A 16,426-nucleotide genomic window follows, 5' to 3' on the forward strand; every position below is an offset into this window, starting at 1 on the left:
AAGATGAACCGATGCATAAAAGAACCCCCTGAATAACCGGAGCGGAATTCAGCTATGAATCGCAAAGATGAAGTGAGAGCGTAAAAAGAGTTAGCCGGTCACAGCCGTGCGGAATATCACAAGATGATTTAACATCACGGCGGATGTTATTTTGTGATCCCAGAAATGATGTTGAATGAGGTGACCAGACTCTCAAGCCCGCTATTTTCAGCCGGGCTGAACGGGGGGAATATGCCCGACGAAGCGTAAAGCGGTGCGGCATCCATGTCGTTGTCTGAAAAATGTCGCGGCAGGGGAAAACGCTTCTCTCTGAGCGGGGGATTATTCAGACTACGCGGATGACCGATTAAGGAGAGAAGGTATGAAAAAGGAACTCTGGAGAGGCGTGCTGGCACTGGCCGTACTTAGTCTCCCCGCGCTGGCGAAAACAGGCGTTTCATTCAGCCACAAAGACTGGGAAGTGGTGTGTGATAACACGCTGACCTGCCGGGCGGCGGGATACAGCGCTGAAGAAGGAAGCGGAGGTTCGGTGCTGCTGACCCGCCAGGCCGGAGCGGGCACCGCCGTCTCGGGAGAGCTGATGCTGGCGGAGGTGACCGACAGCGACGTTCTGCCGGGCAAACTGACGCTGTGGATCAATGGCCAGCCGGCAGGCGATGTGAAGCCAGCAAAAGAGAGCTGGCCGCTGTCGGAGAAACAGGCCCGGGCGATCATTAACGCCATCAAAGGCAGCGGGAAGGTCGAATTTACAGGCGGGGAGGCGCCATTTGTGCTTTCCGGCGAAGGCGCTTACGCGGTACTGCTGAAAATGGACGATGTTCAGGGGCGAATCGGCACGCCGGGCGCGTTGACCAAAAAAGGCGCCAGGCCGGAAAGCAGCGTCCGGGCAGCGATTCCTGCCCCGGTCATTCACCGGGTCATGCCTGAGAAGGCGCAGGAGAGAGCGTTAACCGCGCCTGAGCTGGCGGTGCTCAAGCCGAAGCTTCTGGCCACGCTAAATAACGATGATTGGTGCGATCGCCTCCAGCCTGAGGAGGGGGAGGAGGCTGAAACCATCAGCCTGACGCCGCTGGATAACGCGCATTCCCTGATTTCGGCCTTGTGCTGGCGGGCGGCCTATAACGAGGGATACGGCTATTGGGTTGTGGATAGCAAACTTGAGGGTAATCCAACGCTTATTACGGTTTCCGGTTCTGAGTATGGCGACGGCGAGATTTTTATGAGCCAGAAAGGGCGAGGGCTCGGCGATTGCTGGGGGACGGCGAGCTGGCTCTGGGATGGCACAACGTTCCGCAAAAGCCGTGAAGCGACCACTGGGATGTGCCGCTATCTTCGCCTCGGCGGGACATGGGATCTCCCCACCTGGGTGACCGAGGTTAAACCGGCAAAGTGAAATCATGCGGCCAGAATCTCTCCCGGCACACACGCCGACAGGGAGGACAGGGAAGGATCTTAACGATCGTCCGCGTAGCGGGATCGCCATCGACAGCGCCAGTGGCGTCAGAAAACTGATGCCTTGTTCAAAATAACAGCGCGGCTAATGTATTGCTAACTCGAATTAGTTTATGATTAAGCCGTTCTGTTCGTTATGGAAAATGAGTTTATGGCCAAAACCGTTGAGCAAGTCGCCAGGGCGCTGGAAATCTCGATTACCACCGTGCGCCTGGTGCTGGGTGGCAAAGCTGAGCAGTATCGCATCAGCGCCAAAACGCAGCAGCGTATTAATGATTACATCGCCGAGAACGGGCTGGTCGTTAACCATATCGCCCGCAGCCTGAAGCTCAATAAAACCGAGACCTTAGGGCTGGTGATCCCGCGTTTATCCAACCTGTTTTTCTCCACCCTGGCGGAAAAGCTCGAAGCCTGCTGCCGTCAGGCGGGGTATCAGCTAATGATTGCCTGCACCTACAGCGACAGCGAGCATGAAAACAGTCTGGTTGAAGGACTGCTGGCGCGCAACGTTGACGGGCTCTTCGTGGTGCCCTCTACCCGGGAAACGCAGCTGCATCACCAGAAGGTAGCGCGCAAGCGGCCGCTGGTGCTGCTCGACCGCGATTTTGGCGAGAGCGACGTGTCGCTGGTGGTAAGCGATAACTACAACGGCAGCAAAAAGCTGGTGCAGGCGATGACCCAGGCGGTGGACGTCTCGCCGATTTTTTTTATCGCCGGGGATACCCAGCAGCCGTCGATCCAGCGTCGTCTGCAGGGCTACCTGAGCGAGCTGCCCGCCGGCAAGGAGTGGATATTGTCCGCCAGCCATAACCGTCAGGAAGAGGGCAAACAGCTGATGCTCGATTTTCTGCGTCAGCACCGCGAGCCGCCGAAGGCGTTTATCGCCTCCTCTCTGCCCATTCTGGAAGGGACGCTGAGCGCGCTGCGGGAAACCTACGGCTTTATTCCGTCGGATATTCCCATCGGCACCTTCGATGAACATCAGATGCTGGGATTTCTGCCGAACGCGGTGTGGTCGATGCGCCAGGATGAGGACGCCTGGGCGCAGCACGCGTTTCATCTGATGCAGCAGAAGCTGCAGGGGGAAAATGCCGATGTGAAGATCACCGTGCCGATGACCCTGATTCACCGCCCGCTGTCGGTGGAGAAGCAGCGGAGCCAGTAAATGACACGGCTTGTGTGAACATGTCAATCCCCGGCTGCGCTATGCTGGCCGGGGCTACAGATACCGCATCCTGCGCGCGCTGGCAGCCCGGATAAGGCGCGGGCGCCGCAATCCGGGAACCCTTAACGATCCCTCATCAAGTCAATCGCTGAACAAACTGCGCCGCCAGCCCGGCGTCCAGCTCCGGTGGCAGGCCGCTGATCCCGACGCCGCCAATGGCCAGCCCGTCGACGATCACCGGCTCGCCGCCCGGCATCGCCAGCAGCTGCGGGTCGTTAAATACCGCCAGCTGCAGGGCGCCGGCGCTGACCTCTTGCGCCAGCGTTGCCGTCGGACGGCGAAAGCGCAGGGCGCTCCAGGCCTTGCGCTGCGCCAGCTGGCGCGGTAGCGGCGGGCAGCGAGCGTGCGCGCCAAAGGCGATGAGCTCGCCCTCCGGCCCGACAACCGCCACCGCCAGCCCCCGGGTTCGCGCATCGCTTTCCGTCTCCTGTAAAAACCGCGCGACCTGCTGGCACACAACACTATCGTTCAGACGGATCTTGGGACAGAGCGCGTCATTGTCCGGCATAGGCGATATACCCCCTTAAGCGCAGATAGAGGTCATCCAGCTCGCCTTTCTGCGCCGCCGTCAGCGCCACAAACGGCTCGCGGGTGGGGCCGGTATCGACGGTCTCTTTCGCGGCAAGATACTTCGCCGACTGGAACACGCCGCGCGCGACCAGCTGCTCCACCACCTCGTTGATCTGCTGCTGCAGGCGCTGCGCCCGGGCGATGTCGCCCTGCTGAAAAGCGCTGCGCAGGGCGAGAAACAGCTCCGGCTGCAGGTTAACCGTGGTGCCAACCGTGGCCGTCGCGCCCGCCGCGAGGCTGGAAAGGAAGATCTCATCGAAACCGTTAAAAAAGACTTTCTCCGGGTAGCGGGCGATCATGCGTTCCAGCGAATAGAGGTTATGCGAAGTATGCTTCACCCCCAGAACCTGCTCATCGCCGAGCAGCGCATCGGCGCTCTGGGCGTCCAGCTCGACGCCGGTAAACTGCGGAATGTTATACAAAATCACCGGAATCGAAATGGCGTCCAGCACTCGACGGTAGTAGGCGATAATCTCCTCGCGGCTATATTTGTAGTAGTAGGGCGGCACCAGCGACACCGCGCTGGCGCCGTCCTGCTCGGCGTGCTTCGCCAGCTCGACGGCATCCCGGGTGCGCGGCGTCCCCACGTGGGCGATCACCGGCACGCGACCGCCCGCCGACTGCACCAGCGTTGCCAGCACCTGCCGGCGCTCATCGAAACGCAGCAACGGCCCCTCCCCGGAGGAGCCGCAGCAGTAAAAGCCCTCAACCCCGCGCGCCAGCTGGGCGCGGGCGAGCGCGTCCAGCGCCGCGTAGTTCACCGACTCATCGGCGTGCATCGGCGTCACCACGGCGGAGATAATGCCGCGAAAAACCTGCCATTTATCGCTTACCATGCGGTCCAGCCTCCATCCACCACCACGTTGGAACCGGTCATATAGACCGAGGCGGCGGAGAGCAAAAACACCACCGCGCCGTTGTACTCGTGGGCTTTCGCCATCCGCCCTATGGGGATACGGTTGGTGTAGTTTTTCTGGAAGCGCGGGTCCTGATCGCTGCGCTCGACGCCGGAGAGGGTCAGAGTATTGACGCGAATGCCGTCGCGCCCCCAGTAGGTGGCGCAGTAGCGGGTAAAGTTATACAGCCCGGACTTTGCCGCCGAATAGGCCACCGGTTTGACGAACGGAATGCCGGTGTCCTCTTTTTTGTAGCTATAGATATCCTGCACAGGGGAGACCACGCCGTAGATCGAACCGACGTTGATGATCGAGCCGCCTTTGCCGGCCTGTTTCATGCGCTTGCCGACCTGCTGGGTCATCAGGAAGGTGCCGACCAGGTTCACTTCCACTACCTCGCGGAACACCTCTTCCGGAAACTCTTCAAACGGGCCGGAGACTTCCGGCGGCGCGCTGGGCTGGGTGTCGACGCCCGCGTTGTTGACCAGGCCATCCGGGACGCCCCACTTCGCTTCAATGCTATCCAGCACCCGGTTAATGCTGGCTTTATCGGTAATATTCACTTCCGCGCACAGCAGGCGGTCGGAGTCCTTAATCGCCCCCAGCACGCGGTCGACGCGCGCGGCATCGACGCGGGTGGCCAGCGCCGCCACCTTCGCGCCGCGGTCGTGTAACGTCTTCACGTACTGCGCCCCCAGCTGTCCCAGGCCGCCGGTCACGATGATGACCTTGTCTTTAACCGAGAATAACGTGTCTTCCATTGTCCTTTCCCCTCACTGCGTGGTTAGATTTTGTGGGTTGCGAGGTAATCACGATCGAGAATAATGCCGTGGCCCGGCCTTTCGCTCGGCACGTAGTAGCCGTCCACCTCTTCGCCCGCTTCGGCGATGATGCGCAGATCTTTCCAGCGCCCGCCGTCGGTCATCTCGGCGTATGAGATATTCGGCACCGTTGCCAGCAGGCTGGCGCTGAGCTCCATGACAAAATGCGGCGTCATTGGCAGGTTGTGCGCGCGGGCGACGGCGGCGATATCCAGATAGCCGGTGATCCCGCCGACGCGGCCGAGATCCGCCTGGATGTAATCCGCGCTGCCGCTCTCGATGTACTGCGTAAACTGGTTTAAGTTATAGACGTTTTCTCCCAGCGCGATAGGCGTGGCGCTGCGTTCGCGCAGCCGCAGATGGCCGGCGATATCGTCGGAGGGCAGCGGCTCCTCAATCCACAGCAGGTTGAGCGGTTCGAACAGCTTGAACGCGCGCAGCGCCTGCGGGAAGTTCCAGCCCTGGTTGGCGTCCACCGCCAGCGGGAAGCCCGGCACTGCTTCCTGAATCTTACGCAGCCGCTCCACGTCCTCCTCCAGCGTCGGTTTGCCCACTTTCACTTTCGCCGCCAGGTAGCCGGTGCTTTTCCAGCGTTTGACCTGGTCAATCACTTCCTCAATGGACAGATGCAGGTTGATGCCGCTGCCGTACAGCGGAACGCGATCGCGTACGCGGCCAAGAATGTCGATAATCGGCGCATTGAGGGTTTTACCTAACAGATCCCAGTAGGCAATATCCAGCGCCGCCAGGGCATGGGTGGTGACGCCCGCGCCGCCGACGTCGTGTACGTGTTTATACGAGCGATGCCACAGGCCGCGCGGGGAGAGCGGCTGGCCAATAACGTCCGGGATAATCTCGGCAATCAGCGCGGAGATGGTTTTCCCGCACCAGCCGGAAGTGTGGCTAAAGCCGGTGCCGACGTGGCCGTTAGAACCGTAGACGTCAACAATCGCCACTTCGATATCGGTGACGTGGTGAATCTGATCCCCCCACGGGCCTTCCGGCAGCGGAACGCGGGCGGTCATCAGTTCGATATTTTCAATCACGGGCATTTTTGTGCTGTTCATCTGATTCCTTCCTTTATGGGTTCAGCGGGGGCCGCCCCTGCGGCCCGGGCGGTTAATGTTTGGAGGCCGGGGATTCATGCCCCTCCAGGGCGATTGCCGGGCTGGCGTCATGTTCTCGATCGTTCTCGTCGCCCACCGCATGGCCGAAGACTTCCGGCAGCAGGAAGATGGAGGCGAGGAAGGCGCAGAACGGCGCGATAGCGATAATCATCGAGGCGACCGGTACGCCGACCGCTTCAAACAGGGCCGGGAAGACCAGGGTGGTAACGAAGGCGGTGACCTTGACGATGGTGTAGCCGATGCCGGAGGCCACCCCGCGATAGCGCGGTTTTGCCACCAGCGAGATCACCGTCATGCCGCTTTCGGAATCCCAGTAGTGGCCCCACAGCATTAGCGCCGCGCCGAAGATGATAAATGCGAAGCTGCTGCTGTAGACGCCCCACGCCGATATCGAAATACCGATGGTGACCAGCAGGAAGCCGTATTTGCTCAGTCCCTTATGCCCGAGCTTCGGCAACAGCAGCGGGCCGACAAATGCCGAGAGCGCGGCGATACAGTTCACCGCCAGCAGGGCGAGGTTATTCTGGATCTGCCCGGAAATCCCGATGGTGACGAGGATCAGCGGCAGGAAGAAGGAGAAGGCGTAGTTTTCAAACGACTGCACGGCGCAGGAGAACCAGCCGAACAGGGTGGTGCGGCGGGTAAAGGGGCGGCGGAACAGATCGTGCAGCGTCTCTTTGAGCGTCGGGTCGGCGATAGTGACGTTTTCATTAGGCAGAATGTCGTCCAGCAGACGGCCATCCTGTTCGCCGTAATATTCACGGGAGGCTTTTTTCGCTTCGATAAAGCGGCCGCGTTCGACGAACCACGCTGGCGTCTCCGGCAGCTCCCGACGCATAAACAGCAGCAGGCAGGCCGGGATCGCCGGGACCGCCAGCACGATGCGCCAGATCATATCCGGGTGAACATCAAGCGCCACCAGCGTGGTGACCAGCAGAATGGCGGCGATAATCCCCAGCGCGAACATAAACTGCCAGCGGTTAGCCATCACTTCGCGCTTGCCCTTCGGCATCACCTCCATGATGTAGGTAAAGCCGTTAGCCACGTCCGCGCCCACCGGGATCCCGGCGAGGCAGCGAATTATCGCCAGCCAGTACATATTGGGCGCCAGGCCCTGAAGAACGGCGAAGATCGCGAACAGGATCATCGACCAGAGGAAAATTTTACGCCGTCCGAGCTTATCGGTCAGCCAGCCGCCGAGCAGCGCGCCGACCACCGCGCCAAGCTGGGTGCCGGCGGCGGTAAAACCGAGCAGCCAGCTGCTGGGCTCATAAATATCTTTCAGGGCGAATAAAATAAACGCCATGGAATAAATATCCCATGACTCAATTAATAATGCGGTGATCATTAGCCATCCCGCTTTGGTGCAGCCAGGGGCCTCCTGCAGATCGAGCCGTTTCTTTGCCTTCTGGATAATAAATTCAATATGTTGCTGCTGATACATATAATCCTCTCTTATCCGGGCAGGCGGAGAGCCCGCCCGGACAGATACGCGTTGATCCGCTCTTTATGGGCGATAAAGAGACGAATGAAGCGGATGTTTGCCAGGATCGCTAACAACGTAAAAATTACATAAGCGAATCAGTTGTTATTTCATTAATAAATGCGCATCGCCTGCGATAAAGACTTTCATATTTTGCGTCAGCGCCTGGGCAATAAAGGCGTTCAGCACTTCGGATAATACCTCCTCCTCTACATAAGCCAGACTGAGATGGTTGCTCTGGTGGCCCGCCATTAAATCGTCGCGCGAAACCCCGTCGAGAACGGCGTTGAGTAACGGCCACTCGTAATTGGTCGCCCGGCGGCGGCGTTCGAATTCGTCTTGCGGCAGTTCGACGGCGGTGCCGGTGCCGATATGCAGGATCACCTGGGTGCCTTCGTAGTGCGCTCGCGCCCAGATAAAGCGTCCGGCTTTGCCCTGACCGGCAATGGTCGAGCCGCCATAGGGGAAGAACATCGCCGGCTGGCGATAGCCGGTGGCCCCGGCGATCCCGCCTTTCAGATGGGCGAACGGCACCGCGCCGGAGATCTCCAGATCCCAGTAGAACGTGCCGTTGTATTCGCTACCCCAGCGGATATCGTGAAGGGTGGTTTCGCTCGCCATACCCAGCGCGCCGAGCAGCTTCGCCAGCATCACCTGCGGGATGGCGCTGCCCATATCCACCTCGTTGATGCAGGGGATCGGCGCGTCCGGACAGACGATCTCGCCATTCTCATCCGGGATCGGGAAACGTTCCGCGTTGCCGATGGCGCCTTCGGCAAAATCTGAGGCGGCGCAGCTGTCTTTGAGCCCCTGCTGATACTGCACGCCCACTGCCGTCAGCCCGAAGCGCTTCACGAAGCGCGCCATGGCGATCATCATTGCGCACTGTTCCAGTACCTGCTCCCGGGTCAGATCCTTCGCGCCGTCGGTGCCGAACCGGAAGCGCATGCCGCGGGTCTCATACCAGTCGAGACAGGCTTCGCGCAGGGCGATCGGCACCTTGTTCATTTCAACCAGAAGCGCCGATTGCGACAGCGACTCCACCGGCATCCCTACGTCGATCATCGCTTTTTGCGGGAACACGCCGTTGATCATCCCCATACAGAAGGTATCGAACAGCCCGACAATGGCCTTGTGTTTGAGGATCGACTGCCCAACCTTCACGCCAATCTGCCCGGCTTCGCTGGCCAGCAGCGGCGCGCTGGGTGCAACCGGATGCAGATAGCCGAGCTTATGGCTGAGATGGCCGTCGCGCAGCCAGGTGTCTAAGCCACGAATAAACGCCTCGTCGGCGAAGGTTTCCGACCAAAGCCGCGAGTAGCTGCGCTCCAGGCTGGTGAGGCAGCCTGCCATACAGAGCATGCCGACGAGGCCCGGCCAGGTACCGTCAAAATTGGCGAGCAGCAAAATAGGGCCGCGATGATGTACCAGCGAAGGAGCAAGGTGATGGGAGTATTGCCAGGCGGTCAGCAGGACAATAACCGGCGCATCCGGATCGATCCCGGCGAACAGCTCGCTACCCTCTTTCTGGCTGCTGATAAACCCGTGGCCGCGCTGCTCGTTGACCGGATGGGCGCGGCGCAGGCGATAGCCTAATGTTTCCAGCGCCGTTTCCAGACGCTGTTCAAACAGCTTCTGCGTGGGCCAGCAGGTGACGTTAGCCGGTTCGCGGAGATCCGCATTGGTCACCATCAACACTTCGCCTGGCTGCGGGGTAATAAGCCCGGCTTCCGCGGGTAACGTTAAATTCAGCATGTGAATTTCTCCTGTAGGGGATAGGTCGCTTGGTTATCGTTGAGCGTGCTGCGCCGGGGTAAGCGCGGCATCAATCGTTCTGTTGCTGGCTAATTTCTTTGGCTAACTCGAATTAGCAAATTAGGATAAAAAAAAGACAGGAACAAACTCTTTACCGGGGATTTGTGATGGCTATCAATGTGCAATTATTAACTTATTAATATTTAACTCTTTATTTTAAACGGTGGGTCGAGGTGACAGGGAACGCTTGCTGAGGCGGCATAAAGGCGGGCAGAAAAGCGGACGGGAAGCGCAGCGGGGACGGTAAATCAGCGTTAAATATATAATTGATTGAATTTGATAAATTATTTACGTTATGCCGTAAGCGATTTGTCTCGCGGCGCTAGGGCAGGTGTTAAAATTTAACCGATCCTGGTCACACTCTTTTAGCATTTACGTTGTGAATCTCCGTATCTTGTTATAATTAGCTAATTCGAGTTAGCTTGCGGGCGATTTTCCCTCGCGACCGCGGTTAGCCAGGCGCTGCCCGACTTAACAATAATGATTCAGGACAGAGGATTTAATGATGACTATGCTTACCTCGCCCGCCATGACCCCTGCAAAAAATGAACAAACATCGCAACAAACCCATGAAAGAAGAAAGCTGCTCACCGTGCTGGGCTCCGGTCTTTCCGGCACAACGATTGAGTTCTATGACTTTTTTATCTACGGCACCGCCGCCGCGCTGGTGTTTCCGTCGCTGTTTTTTCCTAACCTCTCGCCGCTGATGGCGCTGCTGGTGTCCTTCCTGACGCTGTCGATTACCTTCGTCAGCCGGCCCATCGGGGCCATCGTATTTGGCCACTATGGCGATAAGATCGGCCGCAAAAAATCGCTGGTCCTGTCGCTGATGATTATGGGTATTTCTACCTTTTTCATAGGCTTAATCCCCAGCTACGACACCATAGGCAACGCCGCGCCGCTGATACTTATCTTTTTGCGCCTCTGCCAGGGCTTTGCCATCGGCGGCGAATGGGGTGGGGCGACGACGCTGATCACCGAGTATGCGCCGCGCCATCGCCGGGGCTTTTTCGGCACTTTTGTTCAGTTGGGCAACGTGCTTGGCCTGTTTATCGCCACCGGCGTTTTTGCGCTGGTGGTGATGCTGCCGGAGGATGACCTGATGTCCTGGGGCTGGCGCGTGCCTTTCCTGTTAAGCATCGCGCTGCTGTTTGTCGGGATGTTTATCCGCTCAAGGATCGAAGAGACGCCGGTGTTCCAGGAGAATCAGAAACAGCAGCAGAACGCGCCGAAAGCGGCGGAGCAGAAGTTTCCCATTCTCACCGTACTCAAGCATCACCGTAAAGCGGTGTTCCTGGCGATGGGCATGCGCATGGGGGAGATTGTTCTGGGCTGGCTGACGGTGGCGTTCTTTATGTCCTATGTGACAAGGGAACTCAACTTCACTCGCGAAACGGCGCTGAACGGGCTGCTGCTGGCCAGCTTTGTCGGCATTTTTACCTTTCCGTTCTTCGGCTGGCTTTCCGATAAAATTGGCCGCCGACCGGTCTATCTGGCCGGCGCCGCTATCACGCTGATCTTTGCCTTCCCGCTATTCTGGATGATCGACTCCGGCTCGGTGAAGATGTTTATGTTCGCCACCACCTTCTGCTATTCCGTGGGGCTGGGGATGATGTTCAGCGTTCAGCCGGCCTTCTTTTCGGAGCTTTTTGACACCAGCGTGCGCTATACCGGCGTCTCGCTCGGCTTCCAGCTGGCGAACATCGTCGGCGGCCTAACGCCGATGATTGGTACCTTGCTGCTGGTGTGGTCCGGCGGCGCATCGTGGCCCATCTCGCTGTTTCTCGCCTGCATGGCGCTGATTACCATCCTGTGCGTCTGCGTGACGCGGGAAAGCTATAACGATGAGCTTAATGAGGTGAAGAAGTAGCCGGGGAGGGTTGCCCCGCCATGACCGGCGGGGCGGGCGTATCAGAACAGATTAAATTTATATTCGATAATCACTTCCGAAGAGAGCGAGTTGGCCCGGCTGTAATGGCCGTCGGTAAGCACCGGCGTTTTGCCATTCATCTTATAGGACCAGCCCGGCCCGAACATCGCCCAGACGGTGAGATTTTTCAGTCTTGGGTGCGTCGGCACCCAGCGGCTGAAGGCGTTAATTTCCCCGGTACGGACGTGGTTGCCGCGGTAGTTAAACTGGGCGATGTTGCCGGCGAGACCGATCGCCAGCTCCGGCGTCAGGTTATAGTCCGACATATTAGAGAGAACCAGCTCACCGTCGCGCATATAGTCGTTGCCGGCATAGGCCATTGAGATAAAGGTCCCGCGCGAGTTTTTACTCATATGGCGCGGGTAGAAGCCCACTTCATTGGCCTTGTTCGCATCGGTATAGCCCACACCCCACTTGGTGCTCCAGTTGTCCGCCTGCCACTTCACATCCATGGCGATGTGCCAGGCGTCGTCGTCAAAGTCACGCTTATTCGCTGGCATCGCTTTATACTCGTCCAGCGCGTGAGTGGCGTAGACCTGAGTACCGATGTTCAGCGCTTTTATCGGCTTAATATTGGTAAACAGAATATGGCGGCGCAGATAGTTATCGCTTTCACCATAGCCGTACTGCATGTTCAGGTGCTCGCTTTGCCACAGAATATCGCCGCTGGCGATATGGTTAATGTACTGTCCGCTGTTGGTCTGGAAGCGTTTCTTATCCGGCGAGTTACGATCCATCGCGCTTTCGATGTACGCGCCGCGCAGCGTGAAGGGGCCGTAGTTCACCGCGCCGGTCCAGCCCAAATAGGTGGTCGGGGAGAGGCGGGTGGAGTTGGAGATGACGCCAAAGTTTTTCATCGTCTGCCAGCCCCAGCGGGCGTTCAGATGAGTGTCCGCCAGGCGATACTGTAGCTTGATGTTGCGTTGACCAAATTTGGAAAAGCCTTCAGCGTTGCTCTTTTTATTCCCGCTGCCGTTGTTATACAGCACGCCGCGGGAGTTAAAGTAATCGCTGGCGCCGAGCTTGACCGCTCCGTAGTAAGTGGCATCAAAGCCAATAATATCGGCAAAATAGCCGGACTGATAATCGACGGCGACGCCCTGACCCCAGGCATTATGGACTTTCTTTGGCTCGGTCTCTTCTTCCTTAAGATATTTCCAGTAGTTTTTAAACGATAAATTCATATGGGACTGGCTGAATAACGGATCGTCGAGCACGGTATCGATATAATCGTGCTCCTTCAGGCTGTTAGTGGTCGAAGCTGACCAGGCGCTGGCGGGAATAGCCAGCAGCATAATGGCGACTGTTGTAGTATTGATTTTCATGATAAACCCCAGAGTAGGGACGCAGCGATCCAGGCGAGGTGTTTTCGCCTGAAGTCTGACGTAATAAATAATTAAGCGTGGGTATTATTTTTTATCGAGAGCCTGTTTTCCGGCTTCAACATATTTCATGGTGCCAATTTCTGGAACGGTATATTTGCCGTCTTTATAAACAATTTTAACCACCGCGGCATTGGCAAGCGGCTTGTTTTTCGCGTTATCGTCGGTTAAATCGGAAATCATAATCTGCATTGCGGTACCGGATGAAATTGCCAGCACGTTTTTATCGCCCCGGGCCTGCGCGTTTTCAACGATAGTGTGCAGCGCTGCCTGGGTACGGTTTTTTACCTGCTGATAGTTTTCCGCCATACCCTTTGGGTCGGCCGCTGCCAGCGCGTTCTGGTTGGTATCGACGGCCAGGGTGCCCGCTTTCATTTGGCTGAACAGCGCAGCGCCGTCTTTAAGCCCCAGCTGTCTGGCGCCGGCGTCGGCCATATCTTTGTTATAGCCGCCTTCGAAACCGCCGAAGAAGGCTTCTCGCAGGCCGCTGAGTTCAGTAAGTTTGTAATCACTTACTCCGGCTTGCTTAAGGATCACCTGCATGGTTTCACGCTGACGTCCGGCATCGCTGGAATAGAAGCTATCAAACGGAATACCTTTAAGCCCCTCGCCGAGATAACGAGCGACGCGAATGCCGTCTTCGGTAAGCGGTGAGTCCGCCCAACCCTGCACGCGGTCAAACGTATTCAGCAGCGTTTTGCCATGGCGGGCGAAATAGATATTCACGCCGTCATCGTTTTTAACTTCCGCCGCAGAGCAGGTTGCCGCACCTGCCGCCATCATTAATGCTATTAGCCACTTCTTCATATAACGCTCCACCTGAATGGTCTTTTTATAAGCAAAAAAAAACCTACGTCAGATATTCGACGCGAAGCATAAATAAGATTATGTTCGCTCGAACGTCTATAACGTAGGTTTCGCCTGTTCTAAACAGTAACAATCCAACAAGGGCGACGTTAGCACTAATTATGAGAAAAGACACCCTCTATTTATTATAAATGTCAGTAAATGTGATCGTCTTCATGGAGGTAATTTTGTCGATTGAGTTGTATCTTAAGTTTAATTTTCAGATTAATTGGCAGTTTTCGGCTTAAATAATTTTAGAGGATTGATCTCCGTCACAGAATAATGATGTCCGGGCTGGACTCTTTTACGCTCTGGCGTTATTTTCGCAGCACTCTGGGATTGTTACTGACAACAGGCAAAACCTAAGACCCCTGTCCGCCAATTTGGCGTGCGGCAGGAGTCTTAGGTTTTTTTTTGCGCCTAAGAAATACCTTTGCTACCCAACAAGGAGTGATGATGAGAACGAAAATCCTGACTGCCGCCATTCTGGCGTTATCTGCCGCTGGCGTACAGGCTGCTGAAAAACCGCTGAAAATACTGCTGGTTAACGATGATGGCTGCCAGTCTGTGGGGACCACTTCGCTGCAGGAAAAACTGGCGGCCAAAGGGTATGACGTCTGGATGGTGGCGCCGGCAACGAATCAGAGCGGTATCGGGTCGGCAATTACCTTTAAAACGGGTAAAGTTTTTGATGTCAAAAAAGCCGCTGACAAACGCTACTGCTTCCCGGGAACCCCTGCCGATGCGCTGGATTTTGGCCTGTGGGGCGTGCTGAAAGACGCGCCGCCGGATCTGGTGATTTCGGGCGTCAACGATGGTCCCAATACCGGTATGGCGCAGGTTAACTCCGGCACCGTGAGCGCCGCGGCCCGCGCCGTACGCTACGGTTTCCCGGCGATTGCCGCCAGCATTGGCTACCGCTTCACGGAAGAAGAGATGAAGAACAAATGGCCGAGCACGCATAAGTACTGGCCTGATTCGGTGGATTATGTCGTCTCGCTGGTGGATAAACTTAACGCCGCGCATAAACCGGGAAGCCCGATTATGCCGCAGGGGGCCGGGTTGAGCATTAACTATCCGCCGCTGCCGTCGGCTGAAATTAAGGGCGTTCATTATATTGAGAATGAACAATTCCCTGTGCCGCAGATTGGTTATGAACTTCTGGCGGACGGTACCGCCAAACAGACGATGAATCCGGAGGCGATGAAACCGGCGGAAGGGGATAATGACTCGGGCTGGCTCAACAAAGGATATATTACTTACACCCTGTTTGATGGTTCATGGAACGCGCCGCACTACCAGGCGCAGTTTGAGGCGCTGCTCGGTAAATGATGCTGTAGCGATAGTAAAGAAGAAGGCGCGGGCTCCGCGCCTTCTTTATATGAACCGATGATGAAGCGCTATTCGTCGAAGAACCAGTAGCCCTGGTTAATCAGGCGGGTCAGATCGGCAATAAAAGCCGGATTGCGCAGCGCGGCCTCGCCTAGCTCCTCTTTACCCAGCAGGGTATAGCGGCACAGCGCGTCCAGAGCCGCGGGATCGGTTGGCTCCAGCTGTTCGCTATTCACAAAGAAGCTGTCGCCGATGTGCAGTACACGCAGGCCGCTCAGGCGAGTCAGCATTTCACCGCCCGCCAGCGCGTCGACTATCTCCTCTTCTTCAAAAGGCGGTTCAGCGGGCGCAATATCCAGCTCGTGGCGCGGCGTCGTGGCAAAACGCCCAAACCAGCGGCGGAAATCTTCCGGCTGGCTAATCATCTCGATCATCATGCCGCGCAGGCGTTCCAGTTCATACTCTTCTACCCGTCCCGGATGTTCGCGGCAGGTCAAATCCGGATCGCTGTAGTGCTCGCCGCCGAGATCGTTTTCCAGCGCGTAATCGGCAAAGCTGCTGATCAAATCGCGGCCGTTTGGCCCACGGAAGCCGACGGAGTAGTTCAGCGCCGTTTCGTGAGTGATTCCGTCGTGCGGGAATCCGGGCGGAATGTACAGAATATCGCCAGGTTCCAGATCTTCATCAATGATCGGCGGGAACGGGTCGACGTGCAGCAGCGCCGGATGCGGGCAGAACTGACGCATCGGTAGCTTATCGCCCACGCGCCAGCGGCGGCTGCCCATGCCCTGAATAATAAAGACGTCGTACTGGTCGATATGCGGGCCCACGCCGCCGCCCGGTACGGAAAAGGAGATCATCAGATCGTCTAAACGCCAGTCCGGCAGCACGCGGAAGGGGCGCACCAGTTCAGCGGCGGGCATATGCCAGTGGTTTACCGCCTGAGCCAGGAGCGACCAGCCGGTTTCGCCCAGGCCATCAAAATGTTCAAACGGCCCGTTGCTGGCCTGCCATTGACCGTTCTTGAGGCTCACCAGTCGACTATCGACTTCCGGTTCCATGGCCAGCCCGGCCAGCTCATCCGGCGTAATCGGATCGACGAAATTCGCGAAAGCCTTCTTTAATACGACCGGCTGCTTTTGCCAGTACTTTTCTAAAAACTCGGGCCAGTTAATGTTGAGTTGATAAGCCATAGGTTCATACCAATAAGAAGAAACGGGCCTGATTATAGAAATATGCACCCTCAAGCCGCTTTGTCATGGGTCAAGGCTGGTGCTTAATTCATCATCTGAAGTCACGACGCGGTAAGAGAGGGGGAAACGTAAAGTGGATAACGTTGATTTTCGCAAATGTCGCTTTTGCCTGAATTCGCTGCAGCCCCCGTGGCGTCTGGCTTTTTCCCATTTTTTCCGGCGTGGAGGGAGGGTGAGAAGCTTAAATTATGAGCGTTTGATAAGTTTTTTGTATTTTAAGGGTTGCTATATCCCGGCAGCTCCCTATAATGCGCTCCCACTGACACGGCAGATGTGAATCACTTCACAAACAAC

At 57.0% G+C, this 16,426-nt stretch carries 13 protein-coding genes; 4 read left to right on the forward strand and 9 right to left on the reverse strand.

The features are described from left to right. Window positions 1–361 precede the first annotated feature (361 nt). The gene (locus ABLU88_RS12485; RefSeq protein WP_348836648.1) at window positions 362–1,393 is read left to right on the forward strand and encodes a DUF1176 domain-containing protein; all 1,032 of its coding nucleotides are present in this window, start codon (window positions 362–364) and stop codon (window positions 1,391–1,393) included. A 210-nt stretch (window positions 1,394–1,603) separates the two neighbouring features. Further along, complete coding sequence (locus ABLU88_RS12490; protein WP_004117622.1) at window positions 1,604–2,617, forward strand: LacI family DNA-binding transcriptional regulator; 1,014 nt, start codon at window positions 1,604–1,606, stop codon at window positions 2,615–2,617. A gap of 136 nt (window positions 2,618–2,753) precedes the next feature. On the opposite strand, the gene ABLU88_RS12495 is transcribed toward ABLU88_RS12490, so the two are convergent. From ABLU88_RS12495 to ABLU88_RS12520, 6 genes are all read right to left on the reverse strand, one after another. Continuing rightward, a complete protein-coding gene (locus ABLU88_RS12495; protein ID WP_154062796.1) occupies window positions 2,754–3,185 on the reverse strand; it encodes a heme-binding protein in 432 nt (143 codons plus the stop codon). Then, window positions 3,172–4,083 carry a dihydrodipicolinate synthase family protein gene (locus ABLU88_RS12500; RefSeq protein WP_348836650.1) on the reverse strand — a complete coding sequence of 304 codons (912 nt, stop codon included), beginning with the start codon at window positions 4,081–4,083 and terminating at the stop codon, window positions 3,172–3,174. The genes ABLU88_RS12495 and ABLU88_RS12500 overlap by 14 nt, the downstream gene beginning before the upstream one ends. Continuing rightward, on the reverse strand, window positions 4,077–4,904 hold the full coding sequence (locus ABLU88_RS12505) for an SDR family oxidoreductase (protein WP_348836652.1): 828 nt from the start codon (window positions 4,902–4,904) through the stop codon (window positions 4,077–4,079). Before ABLU88_RS12505 ends, ABLU88_RS12500 begins: the two co-directional genes overlap by 7 nt. A gap of 23 nt (window positions 4,905–4,927) precedes the next feature. Next, entirely contained in the window at window positions 4,928–6,031 is a 1,104-nt protein-coding gene (locus ABLU88_RS12510; protein WP_004108723.1) for a mandelate racemase/muconate lactonizing enzyme family protein, read from the reverse strand. A 52-nt stretch (window positions 6,032–6,083) separates the two neighbouring features. After that, window positions 6,084–7,535: an MFS transporter gene (locus ABLU88_RS12515; RefSeq protein WP_014227730.1), complete on the reverse strand. Its 1,452-nt coding sequence runs from the start codon at window positions 7,533–7,535 to the stop codon at window positions 6,084–6,086. 144 nt (window positions 7,536–7,679) lie between these two features. Next, entirely contained in the window at window positions 7,680–9,329 is a 1,650-nt protein-coding gene (locus ABLU88_RS12520) for a signal transduction protein (protein WP_070596348.1), read from the reverse strand. Window positions 9,330–9,894: 565 nt separating this feature from the next. Between ABLU88_RS12520 and ABLU88_RS12525 the strand changes: the two genes are divergently transcribed. Further along, complete coding sequence (locus ABLU88_RS12525; protein WP_014227732.1) at window positions 9,895–11,259, forward strand: MFS transporter; 1,365 nt, start codon at window positions 9,895–9,897, stop codon at window positions 11,257–11,259. A 41-nt stretch (window positions 11,260–11,300) separates the two neighbouring features. On the opposite strand, the gene ABLU88_RS12530 is transcribed toward ABLU88_RS12525, so the two are convergent. Together ABLU88_RS12530 and ABLU88_RS12535 are read right to left on the reverse strand one after the other, a co-directional pair. Continuing rightward, entirely contained in the window at window positions 11,301–12,644 is a 1,344-nt protein-coding gene (locus ABLU88_RS12530; protein WP_080528474.1) for an OprD family outer membrane porin, read from the reverse strand. Between the two features lie 84 nt (window positions 12,645–12,728). Beyond that, window positions 12,729–13,508 carry a histidine phosphatase family protein gene (locus tag ABLU88_RS12535; protein WP_049104690.1) on the reverse strand — a complete coding sequence of 260 codons (780 nt, stop codon included), beginning with the start codon at window positions 13,506–13,508 and terminating at the stop codon, window positions 12,729–12,731. 495 nt (window positions 13,509–14,003) lie between these two features. Between ABLU88_RS12535 and surE the strand changes: the two genes are divergently transcribed. After that, window positions 14,004–14,879, forward strand: coding sequence for a 5'/3'-nucleotidase SurE (gene surE / locus ABLU88_RS12540; RefSeq protein WP_014837294.1), 876 nt, complete (start codon window positions 14,004–14,006; stop codon window positions 14,877–14,879). Between the two features lie 68 nt (window positions 14,880–14,947). On the opposite strand, the gene ABLU88_RS12545 is transcribed toward surE, so the two are convergent. Beyond that, window positions 14,948–16,072 carry a cupin domain-containing protein gene (locus ABLU88_RS12545; protein WP_025107488.1) on the reverse strand — a complete coding sequence of 375 codons (1,125 nt, stop codon included), beginning with the start codon at window positions 16,070–16,072 and terminating at the stop codon, window positions 14,948–14,950. Window positions 16,073–16,426 lie beyond the last annotated feature (354 nt).

This window comes from Klebsiella sp. GW_Kp182 (assembly GCF_040062275.1).
In the GTDB taxonomy this organism is placed as follows: domain Bacteria; phylum Pseudomonadota; class Gammaproteobacteria; order Enterobacterales; family Enterobacteriaceae; genus Klebsiella; species Klebsiella michiganensis.

Coding starts and splice junctions, on each gene's coding strand:
- ABLU88_RS12520 (WP_070596348.1), bottom strand. CDS start 9,329: ATGCTGAATTTAACGTTACCCGCGGAAGCCGGGCTTATTACCCCGCAG.
- ABLU88_RS12530 (WP_080528474.1), bottom strand. CDS start 12,644: ATGAAAATCAATACTACAACAGTCGCCATTATGCTGCTGGCTATTCCC.
- ABLU88_RS12505 (WP_348836652.1), bottom strand. CDS start 4,904: ATGGAAGACACGTTATTCTCGGTTAAAGACAAGGTCATCATCGTGACC.
- ABLU88_RS12495 (WP_154062796.1), bottom strand. CDS start 3,185: ATGCCGGACAATGACGCGCTCTGTCCCAAGATCCGTCTGAACGATAGT.
- ABLU88_RS12490 (WP_004117622.1), top strand. CDS start 1,604: ATGGCCAAAACCGTTGAGCAAGTCGCCAGGGCGCTGGAAATCTCGATT.
- ABLU88_RS12515 (WP_014227730.1), bottom strand. CDS start 7,535: ATGTATCAGCAGCAACATATTGAATTTATTATCCAGAAGGCAAAGAAA.
- ABLU88_RS12545 (WP_025107488.1), bottom strand. CDS start 16,072: ATGGCTTATCAACTCAACATTAACTGGCCCGAGTTTTTAGAAAAGTAC.
- ABLU88_RS12500 (WP_348836650.1), bottom strand. CDS start 4,083: ATGGTAAGCGATAAATGGCAGGTTTTTCGCGGCATTATCTCCGCCGTG.
- surE (WP_014837294.1), top strand. CDS start 14,004: ATGAGAACGAAAATCCTGACTGCCGCCATTCTGGCGTTATCTGCCGCT.
- ABLU88_RS12510 (WP_004108723.1), bottom strand. CDS start 6,031: ATGAACAGCACAAAAATGCCCGTGATTGAAAATATCGAACTGATGACC.
- ABLU88_RS12485 (WP_348836648.1), top strand. CDS start 362: ATGAAAAAGGAACTCTGGAGAGGCGTGCTGGCACTGGCCGTACTTAGT.
- ABLU88_RS12535 (WP_049104690.1), bottom strand. CDS start 13,508: ATGAAGAAGTGGCTAATAGCATTAATGATGGCGGCAGGTGCGGCAACC.
- ABLU88_RS12525 (WP_014227732.1), top strand. CDS start 9,895: ATGACTATGCTTACCTCGCCCGCCATGACCCCTGCAAAAAATGAACAA.